This is a genomic window from Candidatus Nitrososphaera sp. 86-2, assembly GCF_056726185.1.
In genome coordinates, this window is sequence record NZ_JBWZON010000001.1 from 1380138 (window position 1) to 1396597 (window position 16460).

Sequence of the window (16460 nt, forward strand, 5' to 3'; positions counted from 1 at the left end):
TCCGGCCCCACTACCCTTCTTCCTTTTTCATTTCCACTTCAATTACCTCTTTAATCCACTGCCCCGTTTCTTCCATCTTGTGCAGTCTTTTCATATAGTCTTGCAACGAAATGCCGCCGTACGCGTCCACCCAGGAATCATAATGGCTTTTCAATTGCCCAAGGGCCCTTGCGTGATAACTGCAATATCTGCCGCTGCCGTCGGTTTCCCTTGCGCAGGCGGCGCACTTGCTCATTGCAAGGTTTATTTAGTGACCCGACTTTAAGGGTTGCAGAGATAGAAAGATGTCCCTGTTTGCCGGCGCATCAAAGATTGCCGCGGTTGTGGCGGCCGGGTACATAATTGCGTTCTTTGCGTTCTCGTCAGGCATTGTAAACGCCATGACGGAAGGCTCTAGAGTAGCCGCGTTCATCGTGCCCTCCAGATCGGTACAGACACCGGGAGAGACGGCCGCGATAACCCTGATACTGGTGATAGGACTTGCAGGCATGTTCATGCTCCACAGGGCTGGCAAGTCTGCAGGCGCAAGGGCGCAGAGGATAATGCTTGCAGGCGGCTTTGGCATCGTCGCAGTCTCGCTGATGTTAGGCTACCTGCTCGTCAACGTAAAGCTGTGATTTCAAAGGAAAGCGAAGTCCCCGTAGGGACCTTTTCGTGCTCCAGCACCTGTACGACAATTTCGTTCTCGACGCGTTCCACTTGCAGTCGCGTCGCGCTCTTTTTCTGCAAGAGACGCCGGCTCGCCGGCGACTGCTTCCATCCGCCCTCCTTGCGGAAGCGCAGCATGCTAGTCACAAGCACCGGCACGCCAAGCGACACCCCCTGCCTCACCAGCAACATGAGAAGTACCGATAGCAGGTGGTTGATGTTGCCGCCCCCCGCCCTTTCGTTGCGCAGGTAGTAACTATAATACATCGTGTACAGGCTGTTTATCGAGTCAAAGATGACAAGGGAGCGCCCTTCCATCCTTGCCAGCACGTCCTTTAGCATATCCATGAACCGACCTTCCGAGGGAAGGTAGACATCCACGTCCTGCGCCTTTACAAGGCCAGCGTTCAGGTACGCGGAAAACGCCGTGTCAAGGTCGAAATAAACCGTATTGCCCTGCCCGGCAAGCATCGATGTGCAGCATAGTTTTGCGTACGGGTCGCTGAAAAGGAGCGTGTTGAGGCCTTTTTTGCTCAGCAGGCTGGCAAGATTATATGCGCCCAACTGCAAAAAAAACTACCGAGGAAGAAGGATATAAAATGACAGCAGCAGCCCCTGAAGAGCCCGACCTGCGGCTCGACTTTCCAATGACAAAAAAAATGATATACATGAACAACGGCGCGGTGGCGCCGACCCCACTTGCAGCAATCAAGGCCACGACGGACTTTATGGTAAAGTGCGCCGACGAGGGCCCTGACGCGCAGGCGACATCCGACTATATCACGTCGCTCCTAAAAGAGCTCCGGACCCGGGTGGCGCACCTGATAAACTGCGAGCCGGAAGAAGTTGTCCTCACCCAGAGCACGACAGAGGGCCTCAACATCGTCGCAAACGGGATTTCCTGGAAAAAGGGCGACGCGATAGTCGCAAGGGGAGGCAGGCACGAGCACCCCGCCAACTATTTGCCATGGCTACGCCTGTCGCAGAAAAGCGTGGTGCTGAAGGAGCTTGCCATAGATGAAAACGGCTTTTTCGACATGGGTGAACTGGAACAATCAGTCAGAGGAAGCAGGCTCGTCACGATGAGCCATGCGCTGTACAACACTGGCGCAATATTGCCACTTGAAGAGGTTGGCAGGATAGCAAACGATAACAACGCCCTGTTTTGCGTGGACGCGGCGCAGACTGCCGGCACCATCAAGGTAGACGTCAGACGAATTGGCTGCCATTTTATGGCGTTTCCCGGCTTCAAGTGGCTCTGCGGGCCAATGGGAATCGGAGTGCTGTATTGCAACAAAAAAGCCGCAGAGATGATAGAGCCGCCATCAATCGGGGGCGAGTCGGCCACCGTTTCAGACAGCGGCATAATCGCAGTCAGGGAGATGCCTCACAAGCTTCAGACAGGCTTTCGCAACTACCCTGGCGCGGCCGGCCTTGAAGCGGCGCTGCGCTACGTGCTCAGGGTCGGCATCGACAACGTGCGCGCCGCAAACATAAAGGTCGCAGAGGCGCTAAGGCAGGAGCTGAGCAAAATCCAGGGCGTCACGCTTTACGGGCCAGACGACGCGGAAAAGCGCACGTCCATAGTCACGTTTTCGGTGCCAAAGGACCCGTCGGTGATAGTGAGCAAGCTGGAAGAAAGCGGAACGGTGCTTGCACAGCGCGAAGTCGTGGGAAGAAAGATAATCAGGGCCGCGCCCCACTTTTTCAACACAGAGGCCGAGGCCGCGACGGTTGCGGCCCAGATAAAGGCGCTCTTGTAGTAACTTACTTTTTCTTCTCTCCCTGGCCCTCTATCACTATCATGGTCAGAGTCGAGCGCACCTTGTCTATCTTGCGTACATGCCAGGTGATGGTTTCCCGCAGCTTGTCCATGGTGTCAGAGCGTATCTTGGCGATAATATCGTACACGCCGTACACACCGCTCACCTCCACTGCTTCCGGCAGCTTTTTCAGGTCCCTTATGATGTCTTCTTCAGAACCAAGGTCGCAGTTGATAAGGACGTATGCTGTTGGCATGGAATCATTGCGTATCCCGAGTTATTAAACAAACCGCGGGTACGTGAGAGAAAGAGAGAGAGAGGCATGTGCGTGTTTGCGCTTATTAACAAGGGCTTGCGAGGAAAAAGCATGAAGGTAATCGACCTCACAATGAGGGTGTCGCCGGCGACCAAGGTGTTTCCCGGCTCGCCGCAGCCGACGTTTGTGGCATGGTCCAAGTCTGACGTGCACGGCTACGACTCGGAGGTGGTGCACATGAGTACCCACACCGGCACGCACATGGACGCGCCGTCCCACTTTGCGCCCGGCAAGCAGGCCATCGACGGCATTTCCGCGTCGAGGCTCGTCTCGCAGGCGGTTTTGATAAAGACGACAAAAAAGGCGGACCAACTGATAGAGATCGAGGACATTTCAGAAGAGGTCGGGCAGGGCGACACGGTGATGTTTGCCACGGGCTGGGAGCGGCAGTACAAGAGCAACCACTACATGACTAAAAACCCGGGCCTGTCGGGCAAGGCTGCGGCGTACTTAGCAAAGAAAAAGGTGAACGCGGTGGCAATAGACGGACCGAGTATCGACGCCGGCTTTGATGCAAAATTCACGGCGCACAACATACTCTTGCCAGCAGGCGTGCTTGCAGTCGAGAACCTTTGCAACCTCGACAAGATAAAGCAAAAGAAGTTTACGCTTGTAATGGCGCCGTTAAAACTTGCCGGCGCGTCTGGCTCGCCCGTGAGGGCACTTGCGCTCCTTCTCTAGTTGCCCACTATACCTTGCGCGACAAGGATAGAGTAGCAACCAAGGCCGCACTCTTCGCAGAGCGGCTTTTGCGCCTTGGGATCGGCGCTTCCTATGCAGCAGGGCATCTTTATGCGCCCCATGTGGTCAAACGACATGATGGCCCACGACGGGCAGTCGACGGGCGTCGTTCCTACGCCGCCCCAGTTGCCCTTCATGAGCGAGATCTGCTTGGGCGAGTTTATCACAAAGTCAGGGTACTTTTTCTTTAATGCGATTATTTTGTCCACCACTTCGCTGCGCTTTTCTCCAAAGGGCATGAACAGTGGGTCGCCCTTTGCAAAGGGCGTGTGGAACTGGAAGCCTATCTTGTTCACTTTACCGCGCCACTCCTCCGTCAGGTCTTCCACGGTCATGTAGTTTTGCGAGTTTATCGTCATGGTGAGCCAGATGTCTCTCCATGCAGACTTGCCCTGCCTGTCCGGCCCGGCGATATAGTCGAGGATGTTCTGCTTTGTCTTGGCGTACGAGCCCTTGCCTCGGATAGTGTCGTGGATCTTTTCAGTGCCGTCCATCGAGACCCAGTAGAAATAGAGGTCGTCAAAGCGCTTTAGCGGAAAAGTGGCGTTTGTAACGACGCAGACTCGCCGGGGCATTTCCTCGCAAAAAGTCTGGATGACGTCGGGGCGCATGGTAGGCTCGCCACCGACAAGTGTCACTACAAAGAGGTGGTTCTTGTTTATCTTTTCCTTGATTATCTTGCGCCAGTCCTCCGCGGTGAGGTCCTCTCCCTCCTTGCGGTTGAGCCACCAGTAGCAGTGCGTGCAGTGCAAATTGCAGATGTTGTTGACATCTACAGAGCCGTACATCGGCGCCTTGCTCTTGAAGAGGCGATAAGCGACCATTTTTTTTATAATGCTAATGTAAAAGGGCATCTCGCGGGCAAGGTCAGTAAAGCCCCTCCCGTAGATTACGTCCACCATTACAAATTCATCATGAGCGCCACAATTAAAGGTGCTGGTTGAAATACCATTAAATTAAGCCCAGCTCAAGCGTTACGTGCGGGTGTGGGCCCGTAGCTCAGCCAGGTAGAGTACCGGACTTTTAACTTTCCACAGAAAGAAATCCGGTTGTCTCGGGTTCGAATCCCGACGGGCCCGCGTACTTTTCCTTGTGTGTGCGCGCGTTTCCAACTCTCCACAACTACAATGGTAGTGGTAATTGATAGTTCTTTTAAGGCTAGTGCGCACGTCATAACGCATTGCCTGCAATAGCGAAGCAGCCGTCCTGATAGCTTGTGTCTTTCCATTGGTGCCAGAAGCCAAAGCGTGTTGTAGACCCGACGGTCCTAACAAACTATATTTGAATATGCAGAGCATTATTCTAGAATATTCATAGGAGGAATCCTAAATAATCCTCAAATCTTGGCCCCCTCATTTATGTTCAATTGAGATTAGCCATAAACGATTGCTCGTTTGACTCTCAGGTGGGCTCCGATTGCATTTGCGATTCTTATTGCAATCTTGCTCTGTTCAGGTTCTTTCGCCTTCCAACCTCAGCCAGCTTCCGCCCAAGTACCTCCTGTTGCTGTCCAAACAACCCCCTTTACCGACAGGTACATCAATGCCGAGGCAGGAATCGAGATGAATATCCCGCATGGATGGGTAGGACGGGAAGCCGACGGATTTGCTTCAGCATCCCCTGCGGTCGATAATTCCACAGGACAGCCGCCAGAACCAGTCGCGATGGCCATACTTCCTCTCCCAAGGTCTGCATTCGAAAATGCTACATTCACTGGTCCCCAAGGTCTGGCGGGAGCATTTCAAGAGTATCTCCTCAAAGAATGCAGCAACTCGGGTGACGGTTTTCTTACTATCAATAGGATTGAGTTGCTAAATACGACATTCCAGTGTCCTTCTCCCATGAAGGTCAAGGAGCTTTCAAGCTTGCTTCATACGTATTCATGACCGACAAGAACGTTGTATTGCTTCTATTCAGTGCTGACTCTAGCGTATTTGATAAGAATGTAGGCGAATTCATGGAGTCGCTTCATAGTTTGAAGGTGGATAAACCCGCGAGTCTTAAGGAAACCTTTGCTGTGCTGTACCACCTCGTTGATAATCTGCATCAAGTTCAGGCGAATGGGACTATAGTTGACTTGAATCTATCAAGCAACGCAAAAATCTCCAACGTGAACTTTGACGAGGAACAGAAGAGACTATCCTTTAGGATGGAAGGAGGTGGAAATGAAACTAGTAGCATGACTAGCGTTTCCGTTGATAAGCTGCTAGCAGGACCATATGTAGTAACTCTCGATGGTCAGGAATTAACGGACGGTATCGTAATAGATGACGGGGATAACGGAACCATCCAGCTGCAGGCTCCGAATACAGGTGCTCATGAAATAACTATCACCGGGACTAATGTCGTTCCGGAATTTCCATTCGCGATGTTGGCCTTGACAGCCGGAATGGCGAGTTTGATTATCATCTTCGGCAGGATTCAAACAAAACAAAAAATAATTGGTAGAGTCCGGACCTTATATTGGAGTAAGCTCCTTTAAGCTCATTCTTGGAAATCTCGAAGAAAAGTTGTAGGCGCTTTTTAGCCGCCCCGATGGCCTTGCCTTTATTGTGGTAGTATTCGCATCTTATGTCGTTGGCAACCCCGGCGGGCCCGCTCTCACAGGTTCTATTGTCAACTAGAAGCCTGAAATACAGAGATCACACCACAATACAATTAAGAAGCTCGGACCTTTTCGATACTATACGTTGTCAGATTACGAAAAAGTGGCAGATATAATATTTGGAAGGTGGAAGAGCCAGATTCTCTATGCTGGAGTCAAACTAGGCATCTTTGAACTGATAGATTCTAACCCGAAAAATGCGGCAGAAGTGGCACATGAATTAGGTCTTGATCCCGCCTTGTCGTACCGATTATTAAGAGCGCTTGGCTCTATCGGCCTGCTAAAAGAAGAGCAAAACGACCGGCGCTTCTCCATTACTCCAATGGGCCAGCTGCTGCGCAGTGACAACCCGCAGACTTTGAGGGGCGCTGCGCTCTTGGAGGAAGGTCCCGAACACTATGCCGTCTGGAAGCATCTCCCGGCAATGATAAAGGACGGCAAGCAAGATGGGTTTGTCCGTGAGTTTGGCGAAAGGATATTTGATTACGCAGCCCATCATCCGTCCTACGCACAAGTCTTTAACGAGGCCATGAGCAGCTACTCTGCAACTCACACCAAGTTGGTCCTTGAAGCATTAGATGGATGTGATTTTTCAAAAGTCCAATACCTGTGTGACGTTGGCGGCGGCCATGGCCACCTCATCTGCAACCTACTTTTAAGGCACCCGCACATCAAAGGCACGGTTCTAGAGCTAGAGCAGGTAATCGGTGATAAGGAATTGCTTTGGGCAAGCAAGATGGGCATTTCTGAAGACAGGTGCAGATATGTGCCGGGAAACATGTTCCAAAAAATTCCAAGCGCTGATTCCTATATCATGAAAATGATTCTTCATGACTGGGATGACCAAGAGTGCATAAAGATTTTGTCCAACATTCAAAGCGCGGCCGCTCCCGGAGCTCGGCTATTCATCGTGGAACATGTAGTTCCAGAGCCGGAAAACCCGCATTTTTCCAAGCTGTTTGACATACACATGCTCTGCGCGCTTACAGGAAAAGAAAGGACCGAAAAAGAATACCAGTCCTTACTCGAACAGGCAGGATTCAGTCATGTCCGGACACACTATCCGCCCTCTAGGATCATCGGAGTGATTGAAGCAAGAAAAGCGTGACTGTTTTTCGATTGTGACCTGAAATTCGGCTACTCCCCAAGGGGAGCAACGCCTTTTATGCCATTTGCCATAGGACACCCATGAGCAAAGTCGTCATACAAAAGATCACTCCGTTTTTGTGGTTCGACAGCAACGCCGAAGAAGCAGCCCGGTTTTACACCTCCATCTTCAAAAACTCTAAAATCATAGACACCACGCGCTATGGAGAAGCGGGAGCTGGGGCTTCCGGAAGGCAAAAGGAGACGGTAATGACCGTGGTGTTTGAACTTGAAAGACAACAATTCATAGCGTTGAACGGCGGTCCGGTTTTCAAATTCTCGCCGGCAATATCATTTGTCGTGAACTGCGAAACACAGAAGGAAGTAGACGAGTTGTGGGAAAAGCTCTCAAAGGGCGGAGAAACAGAGCAGTGCGGCTGGCTCAAAGACAAGTTTGGTGTGTCTTGGCAGGTCGTTCCCACTGTTTTAGGCGAGATGCTGCTGGACAAGGACCCAAAGAAATCGGAAAGGGTCATGCAGGCGATGCTCCAGATGAAAAAGATTGACATCGAGGGCTTGAAGAAGGCGTACGCGGGGCAATAGAAGATAGAAGAAGAAAAGATGATAGATGGGAAAGATAATCCTGCACCTGAACGCGTCGCTTGACGGCGTCATTTCAGACTCTGAGAAATGGGCGCGTGTGCAAAAATCCTAGTGCACATGTGTCTGGATATTTCAAGTACGCAATTGTACATTGGACAATGCTCTAGAGGGCAAAATGATCTTCAAGTTCCGTTTCGGTGGGCACTAGTCTTTGATACCTGCTCGCAGAGTACAACGAGGAGAAAATGAAATGAATTTTCAAAGAGACGGTACTGCAAAAAAGAGAGCAACAACCTTGGTTATCCTGTCGGCCGCAAGCATTGCATTTTTGGCAGGCATACTGTTGGTTTCTTCTGTCGCACCGGCAGCAAGTGCTCAGGCTGCCCAGAAAAGCACGGTCAAGAACAAGTACAGCGAATACATCAACCACTTGCATGGCGGCTACAGGTTTTTAGAGAAGCACACCTGGCACTACAACTCGACCAAGTCGGAGGCAGACAACCTCAACGCGTTCCAGGCATGGTGGTGCACAGATGACTCTGGCAAGCCGGTTGGAAGCGACAAATGCAAGGACATGCCCGCCGGCGACGTAAAAGCGTTCATGCAGTTTGTGGAAAAGAGCAGGGACAAGCTGCTGTTCGACAGGGTCGTCCAGCTTCAGGACGAGATGGGACAGCACCACTCCATAAAGCAGTGGTTCATACAGGCGTACAACAACGGCAAGCCGTCCCCGGCAGCAACCACCGACCACACGGATGCCGAAATGAAGGCGATGGTCCAGGACGCGGGCAACAAGCTATAGGACGGGAAACACCATAGAGAACAGACAGAGGCCGCCGGCAAAGCGCACCGTTGCCGGCCGATGTTTTTCTTTACTCTTGGATTAGCCTAGAGCAGAAGGATTAACATTCATTATCTGCATCGCGCCCTCGAAAGTCGCAAGGGTCTTGCCATCTGTGCGCAGCTGGTCGATAAGGGTCTTGAGTGCATCGGCCCTCTGGCCGTCTGCGACGTTTAGCATGTTGCCATTCTCGTCATACTTGGCCAAGTCCTGCGGGTGTATCGTTACGACGGCCCAGCCCCTGGCACCAATGTCTGCGTCAACGGCACTCTTCATTTCTGCAACAGTACGCCACTGGTGGCGGCTTGCGCTGCCAGAGCTTCCAGTGTAGCCATAGTTGATGCTTTGCGGCATGTGGAATATTCCCACGGTGTCTTTGGCAGGCGCGTAAGGATACCGGTCGTCCTTGCTTGCACTGATTATTTCAAGGCCGCTGAGCCGCATTGCGGCAAGGGTGCCATTGTCAAAGTTGTTGTAGGGCGCAAGGAAGACTTTGGCTCCCTTGCCCATGACTGACTCCATCTTTGCCTGCGCCTGGCTTAACGATTCTTCCTGTTCGTGTGCGCTCAGGGTGGCATAATCGACATGATTCCAGCCGTGTATGTCGTATTCAAAAAGCGTGCCGCCCTCCTTTACCTTGCCTACTATGACAGGGTCGCTTCCGTAGTGGTTCATGACTATTCCTACTGACAGGGGCGCGGATTTGCTGATAAAGACGTCGAGTAGCGCGACCTGCGGCCCCTGCTTCCAGTAGTCCTGTATGTCGTCTGCCCTAAAGATCACACAATTGCACCGCATAGGCGGCTGTGGAGACGGTTGCCCGTTTGGGGCGACATGCCTTGAGGGATTCTGCAGCGGTATTGCAAACACCAGCAACCCCAATCCTGTTGAGAGCATAACCGCGCAGACGACAACAACAGCCCACTTGTCAAATTTCAACATGTGGCGCCTGCCACCTCGGTCATCCACAGCTCAAGTGGCCGACGTCAATCTTAGGCTTTGTGGTGAGAAACCCATGAAAGAATGAGATTAATAGCAAGGCGATAACCGCCGTTGCGGGAAAAGCCTCTATACGTTCTCTGCACAAGTAATAAAATACTCAGGCGCCTTTACGAAGGCAAGACGGGGTCAGGCTGAGCGGCTTGTTCATATCCCAGGAAAAGAGTCCGGCCTGCACAATGCGGCCGAGCCACGGACCATTGCGCTCCCCTGACCTCATCTTTTCGTTACAAAGACAGGATCGCTTTATTGTAAAAAACAACAAAAAAGGCCGTATATGCGCTCTATGCTTCAGCTCTTGATTGCGGCCTGCAATTTTTCATCATGAAGCATGTGATACTCGGGATAGCAATTCAGCATGACGCCGTTTGCAACTCTAAGGAGCCGCCAGTTTTCGCATGACGTGTCGTATTCATTTTTTGTGCTCTTTGAAGGCCCCCAGCCAAACGCGTTGTTCACCCCGCCAAAGCCATGGCCTCTTTCCAGAGTGATTGCGGCGTCCTTGGGGTTGTACGATACGAGCGCGTAAAGCGCGTTTGGATACAGGTACATAACATTTGGATGGCGTGTTATCGCATCAAACTCTACCTGAGTGACGTATTCGTTGTGAAGGACTATGACCTTGCGATAGTTTGCCAGAATCGAGGGGTTTTTCGTGACCCTCTGGTCGGACACAAAGTCGGCGACGCCCATGTCCTTTATCATTTTCAGGGCATTTCTGCTCCCTGCATAGCCCATCGAGTCTATCGTATACCGTGCGTCCAGCTTGACTGTCAAGCATCTAGTGCTGCATTTGCCCCGGTAATAGTCATAGAATCCGCCGGGCTTGTAGGCCGCGCTTGTAAACGTTGGCTTGATGACTAGAATATCGTGACGCGGATGATGATAATGATGTCGGTGTTGCTGTTGCTGCTGCGAAGGGACGTGATTATTACTATTAGGATATTGGGAATTATGCCCCGATAGCGAGATTGCAAAGACAAGAATAGACGCAATGCTGCAGCCAAGGTATGATGACCGCCGTCTCGCGTCGGCTTGGGGCACATTTTCATACTGTTGCCTCGTCTACCTAAGCAAGCATTTCATTTTGCCGTTAATGATTGGTGTATTATTTTGCATGACCCTTCTTTCATGACATACACGCGCGCATATATTCTGCTGCTATGCTGTGCGGTGCTTGTTGTGCCGCTGCCGACTATGTTTATCAGGATGTCGCCTGTTGTTGACTGTTTGACCTGCACAGGGCAATAGTGCATCTTTTCCATATACGGGTTTGAGGATGTTGCATTGCATCTCAATGTTTATATCAAAATTTATCCCTAAAACATGCATGAAACTCGTGCAGGCAATGCCAGGGATGCCCAATCCCGTCACCGAGGCGGAAGTGGAAAGATTCCTTGAAAGCAAGCTCAACATCCAGCTTGCCACCATCGATGAGCAGGGCTACCCGAACATCCAACCTCTGTGGTTCTACCACGACAAAGAGTCTGGCAAGATATACATCGCAACGCACAAGGCGTCAAAAAAGATTCAGAACATACAGAAAAACAAGGGCAAAATCTACTTTTCCATCGACGACGAAAACTTCCCGTACAAGGGGGTGAAGGGAAGGGGAGAGGCAAGCATGTCAGAGGATAAACAGAAGAACATGCAACTCATGGAAAGGATAAACCTGAAATATCTTGGCACCCTCGAACACCCGCTGGCAAAGATGCTGATGGAGAGGGCAGAAGACGGGACGGAACTTGTCATCGAGATCACGCCAAAATTCTATTCTGCATGGGATTTTGGCAAGGCAATGTAGAGATTCGCAATTTGCGTAACAGAGCTGCAAAAGCATGGCATTTGGAAACTGTTTTAAAAATTAATGCGAATAAAACGTATGGCAGGGCGCGCCGCGGACAGCAGCAAGGACACCATTGGCGCTGCAGCCCACCAGCCAACGTTTGACACTGAAAAAATCAACCGCGCCATCGAGCGGGTTGCAAGAGGAGACGACGATTTCATAGACCGCGCCATTGATCAATTGCAAGACCTGCAGTTTCCGGCGTTCAAGCACAAGATCCTTGAGCACGTCAGCAAAAGGACACAGGATCAAGACATCATCGGCTTGTTTGAAAGCCTCAACGGCTATTTTGCGTTTAAAGACGCGTACCATGTACGCAAGGCAGTGCAAGAAAACGGCACAAAATACAAGCAACAAAACCAGATAACCGACGAGACTAGGAAGCATCCCAACTTTGTAAGGGAGGAAATACACGGCGGGAGCATAAAGGAAAGGGAAGTTGCAAACAAGGACGAGGAAAGAAATGACTATACGGAAATTCCTCCCACGGCGCAGTCAAATTACATATGCGACAAGTGTGGCAAGGAATTTCAGAACCAGCATGACCTTGTGCAGCACAAACGGTTTGAAGGGAATTAGGCGGTCTTGCTGCTGTCGGCTGGACTAAACTGTCTGGCCAGCGTGACCTCTGTTATCCATTCGCATTTTATGTTGACCTTGGAATGGTGCTTTTCGATTGCTTCCATGTCAGGTCCTTCCAGCAGGCAAAAGCACATGCCAGAATCCTTGTTGTAGAAAAGGTTGACGTGCCTGACGCCAAACTCGTCGGTCGGCGACATGCACAACTCCTTCAGGTTCGATTCGCTGAACGGCACCTTGTGGACGTCGAGGAAAATCGGCACAAGTAGCATAATAGGAAATTTAGAATATAAGACTTGTGACCGTGTATTTAATTAATTCGACAATCGGAATTTCTATAAAAATCTCGCATAATATGTGTTTTGTTACTTTATATCTTTAGCATTGCAATGAACAGGCGTATTGAGTCGAGAGTCATCCTCGTACAACAATTTCGCTGTTGAAAGCAATATCAGCGGATTTGTGGTATTGATTGACGAGCCGGACATTTTCAGCCTCCTGTCAGGCGCGGCGGACAAGGTTGATTTCTGCCTCGATCCGCTTGCAGGATTCGGGCAGGCTGCAAACGCAAAGCAGCTGGCGGCGTTTCTTGCAGAGCTCAAGAAAAAGAAGAAGAACCTGTACTTGCGCATCATCACCAGCATCACCAAGGACAATGCCGCAGCCTCCAGCCAACTGATGAAATACGCCGACGTACATCACGCAGAGGGAGTAGCCGGCGGCAGCTTTTGCATCGTCGACGGCTCGACGTACATCTGCTGTGCAGACAACATAAACGAAGGGCGTTTCTCATGTCAGGCGCTTTTGACCAGGCAACCGCAGTTTGTCAGGATGCAGCAATACCTGTTTGACAGCCTGCTTGGCAGGACGGCTCCAGCAAAAGACAAGCTCCGGGAAATTGAGCGCGGAGTCCAGCGGGAATTCATCGAGACAATAAGGGAACCTTCCAAGATTCTGCATCTTGCAAAGGCGCTGGCAGACTCGGCCGTGTTTGACATCCTCATTCTCTTTTCAACCATCAATTCTTTTTACAGGGCGGAAAAAGACGGCATTTTGGACCTGCTTGGAGAGGCCAGCAGCCGCGGAGTGGCCGTAAAGGTGCTGGTCAAGGTCGACGACGAGACGATGAAGGATGCATCCAAGCAAAAGATAAAGCAAAAGCACGACCGCATCGACGTGGCGTTTATCGAAAAATCCGTAAAAAGCAAGATAACGACTCTGGTGGTAGACCAGACCTACTCGCTTGCGATTGAGGTAGGCGACGACTCTAAAAGCGCGTTTTCTGACGCCACGGGCCTTGCAACGTACTCCAACAGCGAGTCGACGGTCTTTACTTATTACTCGATGTTTGAGAGCCTGTGGATACAGGCAGAGCTCGAAAGGCAGAGCAGGGTGAGGCAGGCATATTTCCACATGTTCAAGGGACAAAAACTGCGCGACGAGATCTATCGCCGCGACTGGAAGATGGGCGCAGACAATGAATGATGACAATCAACAAAGCGGATTTTACTCGCGCTCTGTCAGCGGGAGCGCCTGGTTTGCATAGTACCTTTTTCCTGCCACAAACGACAACAGCGCCGACGCGCCGGCGCCGGCGTACATCGCAAGGCCGACAAGCAGGTTCCCGTTGAACCCTATCACCATGGCCAGCGTCGCGGCAAGAACAGTGCCCAGTATGGACGCTACCACGTTTATCCCCCACAGGAGAGTAGTATTATTGTTGTTGTTTTGCGTGCCATTTCCAAGACGCATGGACGCCATCTTGATGAGCGAGGGGAACTGGAACCCCATCAAGAGTCCGGAGGGGAACAAGAGGCCAAAGGTGAGCGCGGCCCTTGAAGACAGCTCCATCGTGATGCTCGAATCGATTATTTCCTGCAGGAAGAAAAAGTAGGCAAGTATAATGCCTGCAAGCACCGGCACGGACAGAAACACTGCCCTGTGCGGCCTGTCGCCAAACACTCTGCCGCTAAAGTATGCGCCGATGCCGCTTGACAGCAGTATGGAGAACAGTATCACGGTCAGGGCCATTATCGGAGTGCCAAGGAGCAGCAGGAACTTTTGGATGAACGTTATTTCCAGTATCATAAAGCCAAGGCCGATAAAGACTGCAAACAGCACAAAGCCGGCCATGCGCGCAGCCATCCCCGGCTCGCCCTGCCTGAATTTCGTCCCGGTCTTTCTTGCGTGGTATACCAGAATCACCGACAATCCTGCAGAGATGGCAAGCACGGTTTCAAGCAGCACCACCATTTGCTGCGGCACCGGCTCTTTTGCAAAGTAGAAGGGCGAGTCGTCGGTCGGGATCTTGGGGTTTGACAGGCCGGACGCAGAGACATAGTCGCTGTATGTGCTGGCGCTTGAGAACAATTTGTCGTACGGCGGCTTTATCATAGAGTCGGCAAGCATAGTCACGTCCGCCCGGCCGGCCTCTGCCTTTTGCTTCACCAGATCCACCTGATCGCCAGTAAAGGGCGCCGCTTTGACCATGACAAGCACGGGGTAATACTGCTGCGAGTCCTGCGTGCGGCCAAAGTAAAGGCCAGGGCGGTCCTCTACCACCATTATCTGCTTGCTTGCGTCCTCCATACTCTGGCCTGTCTCCCTTGCCACCGACTCGGCCACTATGGGCATGAGCCGGGGAAGCTCAAAGTTCCAGCGGATCATGACAAGAATCCCGTCGCTGCTCAAGTGTCGATAATACTGCTGGAACGCCTCGGTGGTGTAGAGGTAGTTCTCCGACAGGGCGTAGCCCCCTGCGAGCTGCGCCGCCCACGAGTCAACCAGCTTTATAGTTATCACGTCGTACTTGTCGCTTGAGGAGCTGATGAAGCGCCTGCCGTCGTCTATGAACAGGTTGACGTTCGGGTTGTCGTACACGTTGTTTGGACCTCCAAAGCGCTTCACAGCAGATACTATCATCGGGTTTATCTCGACGGCAGTCACCTTGTCCGCGCCCCCGGCAAGGGCCATCATGATGTCCTCGCCACCGCCACCGCCGATTACAAGGACGTGGCCAGGATTTTTCAGGTCGTACGGGACATAGTCCATGTAGTCGCGCATCCACGCAAGCTCTGCTCTGTCACCGGAAGGCCACCTGTATATCGGCGTGCCGGCGTCTGCGTCTATTATGATATGGGCGAGCTCCTGCGAGCTTCTGACCGGCGTGCCGGCACCTATATCGACGCCGTCAAGGGAATGCTGCCTTGTGACGTCGACCCTCGAAAACGAGTTCCATTGGGCAGACAAATGCTCAAAGTCGGGGTTTTTCAGCTGCCAGTACAGCCCCTTGTTGGGCCCGGGATGCACCTTGGCAAAATAGTCTATCCCCTTTGCCACCTGCGGCTGCATCGCGGCCATTGCGGCAGGGCTGCTGACTATTAGCAAGATTGCAAGCGCCGCAAGGATTCCGGCGGCAGATATTTTCGATCTTTTGGTCATGACCGCTGCCGGCTCTACCGCCGGTCCCTCTGCCTTTTTCCTGTTTCTCAGGAGCAGCAGCGCACCGATGATTGCAGAGCCGGCGACCAGAAGCGACGTCAACAGGAGCACCGACTCGGCGCCGAGGCCGAGCATCAGCGGGTCAAGCATCAGCGCCGCGGAGGAGGCACCCACAAGGTCTGCAAAGTACAGCTTGTTTATCTGCCGCGGCATGGCAAAGAACACGAGCGCCATTATGGACCCTGCAAAAAAGAACGGGACAGACGAGATTAGATAGAATACATAGATGTACGACGTGTTTGGTGGAATCAACGCCACCGCCAGTATGAACAGGGGTACCGTTACCGCGTACGCGATAGAATGCTCGGTTATCTTTTTCGCAAGCGCCGCAGGAGTCATCTGCTGCGGCATCGACAGCCAGCGCCACAACCTGCCCTTGCGCCGCGCATTGCCATAGTCCTTTTGCATGTGCACGAGAAGAGAGCCTATCCCGAGCCCAAAGAACGCGACTGAAATGGCCATGAACGCATAGTCATACCACAGGATTATGGAAAACACGCGGGTCAGCGCAAGCTCGAATAGCACCGTGCTCAGGGATGCAAAAAACAGGACAGCCATCAGAAAGGCCAGCATGTTCCTGTTGTTGTTCGTCTTCAAACTATCAAGCAAATCCCGCGCCCCCTCTTTTTGAAAGTCTATGCAGCAATCATTGTTTAATCAAATGAAGGGCGAACCTATAGGAAACTAGTGGAATTTTCTTAGGGTAGCGGCGCTTTTTTTGCGCCTGCCCTGCACCGGTTAAACCCTTTTATTTTCTCCGCTTCTAGTACTAGTAGAGGTTATCTCCCCTCCGCGGATGTGGGCGTAGTGCCTGAATGGCCAGCCTTCATCCTGCGATAAAATTATGCAGCAAAAGTCTGCCGCTTCTGGCTGCTATTGATTCTCGTTGCGGAGCTGCTCGAAAAGCTGTACGTTTTTCCGGCTTGCACGGA

19 protein-coding genes and 1 tRNA gene are annotated in these 16460 nt (G+C 51.9%); 11 read left to right on the plus strand and 9 right to left on the minus strand.

Annotation, left to right across the window (positions count from 1 at the left end; genetic code table 11):
- Window positions 1-10: 10 nt before the first annotated feature.
- Window positions 11-235, minus strand: a complete 225-nt coding sequence (locus ACYOR7_RS08410; protein ID WP_479913609.1) for a hypothetical protein — start codon at window positions 233-235, stop codon at window positions 11-13.
- A 49-nt stretch (window positions 236-284) separates the two neighbouring features.
- Here ACYOR7_RS08410 and ACYOR7_RS08415 point away from each other — a divergent pair, with 49 nt between their 5' ends.
- Complete coding sequence (locus ACYOR7_RS08415; protein WP_479913610.1) at window positions 285-617, plus strand: hypothetical protein; 333 nt, start codon at window positions 285-287, stop codon at window positions 615-617.
- Here ACYOR7_RS08415 and ACYOR7_RS08420 read toward each other — a convergent pair.
- Window positions 601-1212 carry a hypothetical protein gene (locus ACYOR7_RS08420; RefSeq protein ID WP_294808243.1) on the minus strand — a complete coding sequence of 204 codons (612 nt, stop codon included), beginning with the start codon at window positions 1210-1212 and terminating at the stop codon, window positions 601-603. The two genes, ACYOR7_RS08415 and ACYOR7_RS08420, sit on opposite strands and share 17 nt — an antisense overlap.
- A gap of 35 nt (window positions 1213-1247) precedes the next feature.
- Here ACYOR7_RS08420 and ACYOR7_RS08425 point away from each other — a divergent pair, with 35 nt between their 5' ends.
- Window positions 1248-2411, plus strand: a complete 1164-nt coding sequence (locus ACYOR7_RS08425) for an aminotransferase class V-fold PLP-dependent enzyme (RefSeq protein ID WP_479913611.1) — start codon at window positions 1248-1250, stop codon at window positions 2409-2411.
- 4 nt (window positions 2412-2415) lie between these two features.
- Here ACYOR7_RS08425 and ACYOR7_RS08430 read toward each other — a convergent pair whose 3' ends face one another.
- The gene (locus ACYOR7_RS08430) at window positions 2416-2667 is read right to left on the minus strand and encodes an Lrp/AsnC ligand binding domain-containing protein (RefSeq protein WP_148700053.1); all 252 of its coding nucleotides are present in this window, start codon (window positions 2665-2667) and stop codon (window positions 2416-2418) included.
- A 111-nt stretch (window positions 2668-2778) separates the two neighbouring features.
- On the opposite strand from ACYOR7_RS08430, the gene ACYOR7_RS08435 reads away from it, so the two are divergent.
- The gene (locus tag ACYOR7_RS08435) at window positions 2779-3408 is read left to right on the plus strand and encodes a cyclase family protein (RefSeq protein WP_479913612.1); all 630 of its coding nucleotides are present in this window, start codon (window positions 2779-2781) and stop codon (window positions 3406-3408) included.
- Here the strand turns inward: ACYOR7_RS08435 and ACYOR7_RS08440 are convergent.
- Window positions 3405-4370 carry a radical SAM protein gene (locus tag ACYOR7_RS08440; protein WP_294808253.1) on the minus strand — a complete coding sequence of 322 codons (966 nt, stop codon included), beginning with the start codon at window positions 4368-4370 and terminating at the stop codon, window positions 3405-3407. The two genes, ACYOR7_RS08435 and ACYOR7_RS08440, sit on opposite strands and share 4 nt — an antisense overlap.
- An 86-nt stretch (window positions 4371-4456) precedes the next feature.
- Between ACYOR7_RS08440 and ACYOR7_RS08445 the strand changes: the two genes are divergently transcribed.
- From ACYOR7_RS08445 to ACYOR7_RS08465, 5 genes are all read left to right on the plus strand, one after another.
- Window positions 4457-4547 (plus strand) — tRNA-Lys (locus ACYOR7_RS08445).
- 803 nt (window positions 4548-5350) lie between these two features.
- Window positions 5351-5950 carry a hypothetical protein gene (locus ACYOR7_RS08450; protein ID WP_479913613.1) on the plus strand — a complete coding sequence of 200 codons (600 nt, stop codon included), beginning with the start codon at window positions 5351-5353 and terminating at the stop codon, window positions 5948-5950.
- Between the two features lie 226 nt (window positions 5951-6176).
- Window positions 6177-7181 carry a methyltransferase gene (locus ACYOR7_RS08455; RefSeq protein ID WP_479913614.1) on the plus strand — a complete coding sequence of 335 codons (1005 nt, stop codon included), beginning with the start codon at window positions 6177-6179 and terminating at the stop codon, window positions 7179-7181.
- Window positions 7182-7276: 95 nt separating this feature from the next.
- Window positions 7277-7762, plus strand: coding sequence for a VOC family protein (locus ACYOR7_RS08460; RefSeq protein WP_366137698.1), 486 nt, complete (start codon window positions 7277-7279; stop codon window positions 7760-7762).
- A 250-nt stretch (window positions 7763-8012) separates the two neighbouring features.
- Complete coding sequence (locus ACYOR7_RS08465; protein WP_294806147.1) at window positions 8013-8564, plus strand: hypothetical protein; 552 nt, start codon at window positions 8013-8015, stop codon at window positions 8562-8564.
- Window positions 8565-8645: 81 nt separating this feature from the next.
- Here the strand turns inward: ACYOR7_RS08465 and ACYOR7_RS08470 are convergent, their stop codons facing one another.
- The 3 genes from ACYOR7_RS08470 to ACYOR7_RS08480 all read right to left on the minus strand — a co-directional run bounded on the left by ACYOR7_RS08470 (window position 8646) and on the right by ACYOR7_RS08480 (window position 10585).
- On the minus strand, window positions 8646-9386 hold the full coding sequence (locus ACYOR7_RS08470) for a polysaccharide deacetylase family protein (RefSeq protein ID WP_479913615.1): 741 nt from the start codon (window positions 9384-9386) through the stop codon (window positions 8646-8648).
- 507 nt (window positions 9387-9893) lie between these two features.
- Window positions 9894-10379 carry a hypothetical protein gene (locus ACYOR7_RS08475; protein WP_479913616.1) on the minus strand — a complete coding sequence of 162 codons (486 nt, stop codon included), beginning with the start codon at window positions 10377-10379 and terminating at the stop codon, window positions 9894-9896.
- 83 nt (window positions 10380-10462) lie between these two features.
- The gene (locus ACYOR7_RS08480; RefSeq protein ID WP_294806156.1) at window positions 10463-10585 is read right to left on the minus strand and encodes a hypothetical protein; all 123 of its coding nucleotides are present in this window, start codon (window positions 10583-10585) and stop codon (window positions 10463-10465) included.
- Between the two features lie 347 nt (window positions 10586-10932).
- On the opposite strand from ACYOR7_RS08480, the gene ACYOR7_RS08485 reads away from it, so the two are divergent.
- Together ACYOR7_RS08485 and ACYOR7_RS08490 are read left to right on the plus strand one after the other, a co-directional pair.
- The gene (locus ACYOR7_RS08485) at window positions 10933-11406 is read left to right on the plus strand and encodes a pyridoxamine 5'-phosphate oxidase family protein (RefSeq protein WP_479913617.1); all 474 of its coding nucleotides are present in this window, start codon (window positions 10933-10935) and stop codon (window positions 11404-11406) included.
- Between the two features lie 78 nt (window positions 11407-11484).
- The gene (locus tag ACYOR7_RS08490) at window positions 11485-12027 is read left to right on the plus strand and encodes a hypothetical protein (RefSeq protein ID WP_479913618.1); all 543 of its coding nucleotides are present in this window, start codon (window positions 11485-11487) and stop codon (window positions 12025-12027) included.
- Here ACYOR7_RS08490 and ACYOR7_RS08495 read toward each other — a convergent pair.
- Window positions 12024-12290: a nickel-binding protein gene (locus ACYOR7_RS08495; RefSeq protein WP_294806164.1), complete on the minus strand. Its 267-nt coding sequence runs from the start codon at window positions 12288-12290 to the stop codon at window positions 12024-12026. The genes ACYOR7_RS08490 and ACYOR7_RS08495 overlap by 4 nt on opposite strands.
- Window positions 12291-12429: 139 nt before the next feature.
- On the opposite strand from ACYOR7_RS08495, the gene ACYOR7_RS08500 reads away from it, so the two are divergent.
- Complete coding sequence (locus ACYOR7_RS08500) at window positions 12430-13512, plus strand: hypothetical protein (RefSeq protein WP_479913619.1); 1083 nt, start codon at window positions 12430-12432, stop codon at window positions 13510-13512.
- 21 nt (window positions 13513-13533) lie between these two features.
- Here ACYOR7_RS08500 and ACYOR7_RS08505 read toward each other — a convergent pair whose 3' ends face one another.
- Window positions 13534-16137, minus strand: a complete 2604-nt coding sequence (locus ACYOR7_RS08505) for a spermine/spermidine synthase domain-containing protein (RefSeq protein WP_479913620.1) — start codon at window positions 16135-16137, stop codon at window positions 13534-13536.
- Between the last annotated feature and the right edge of the window lie 323 nt (window positions 16138-16460).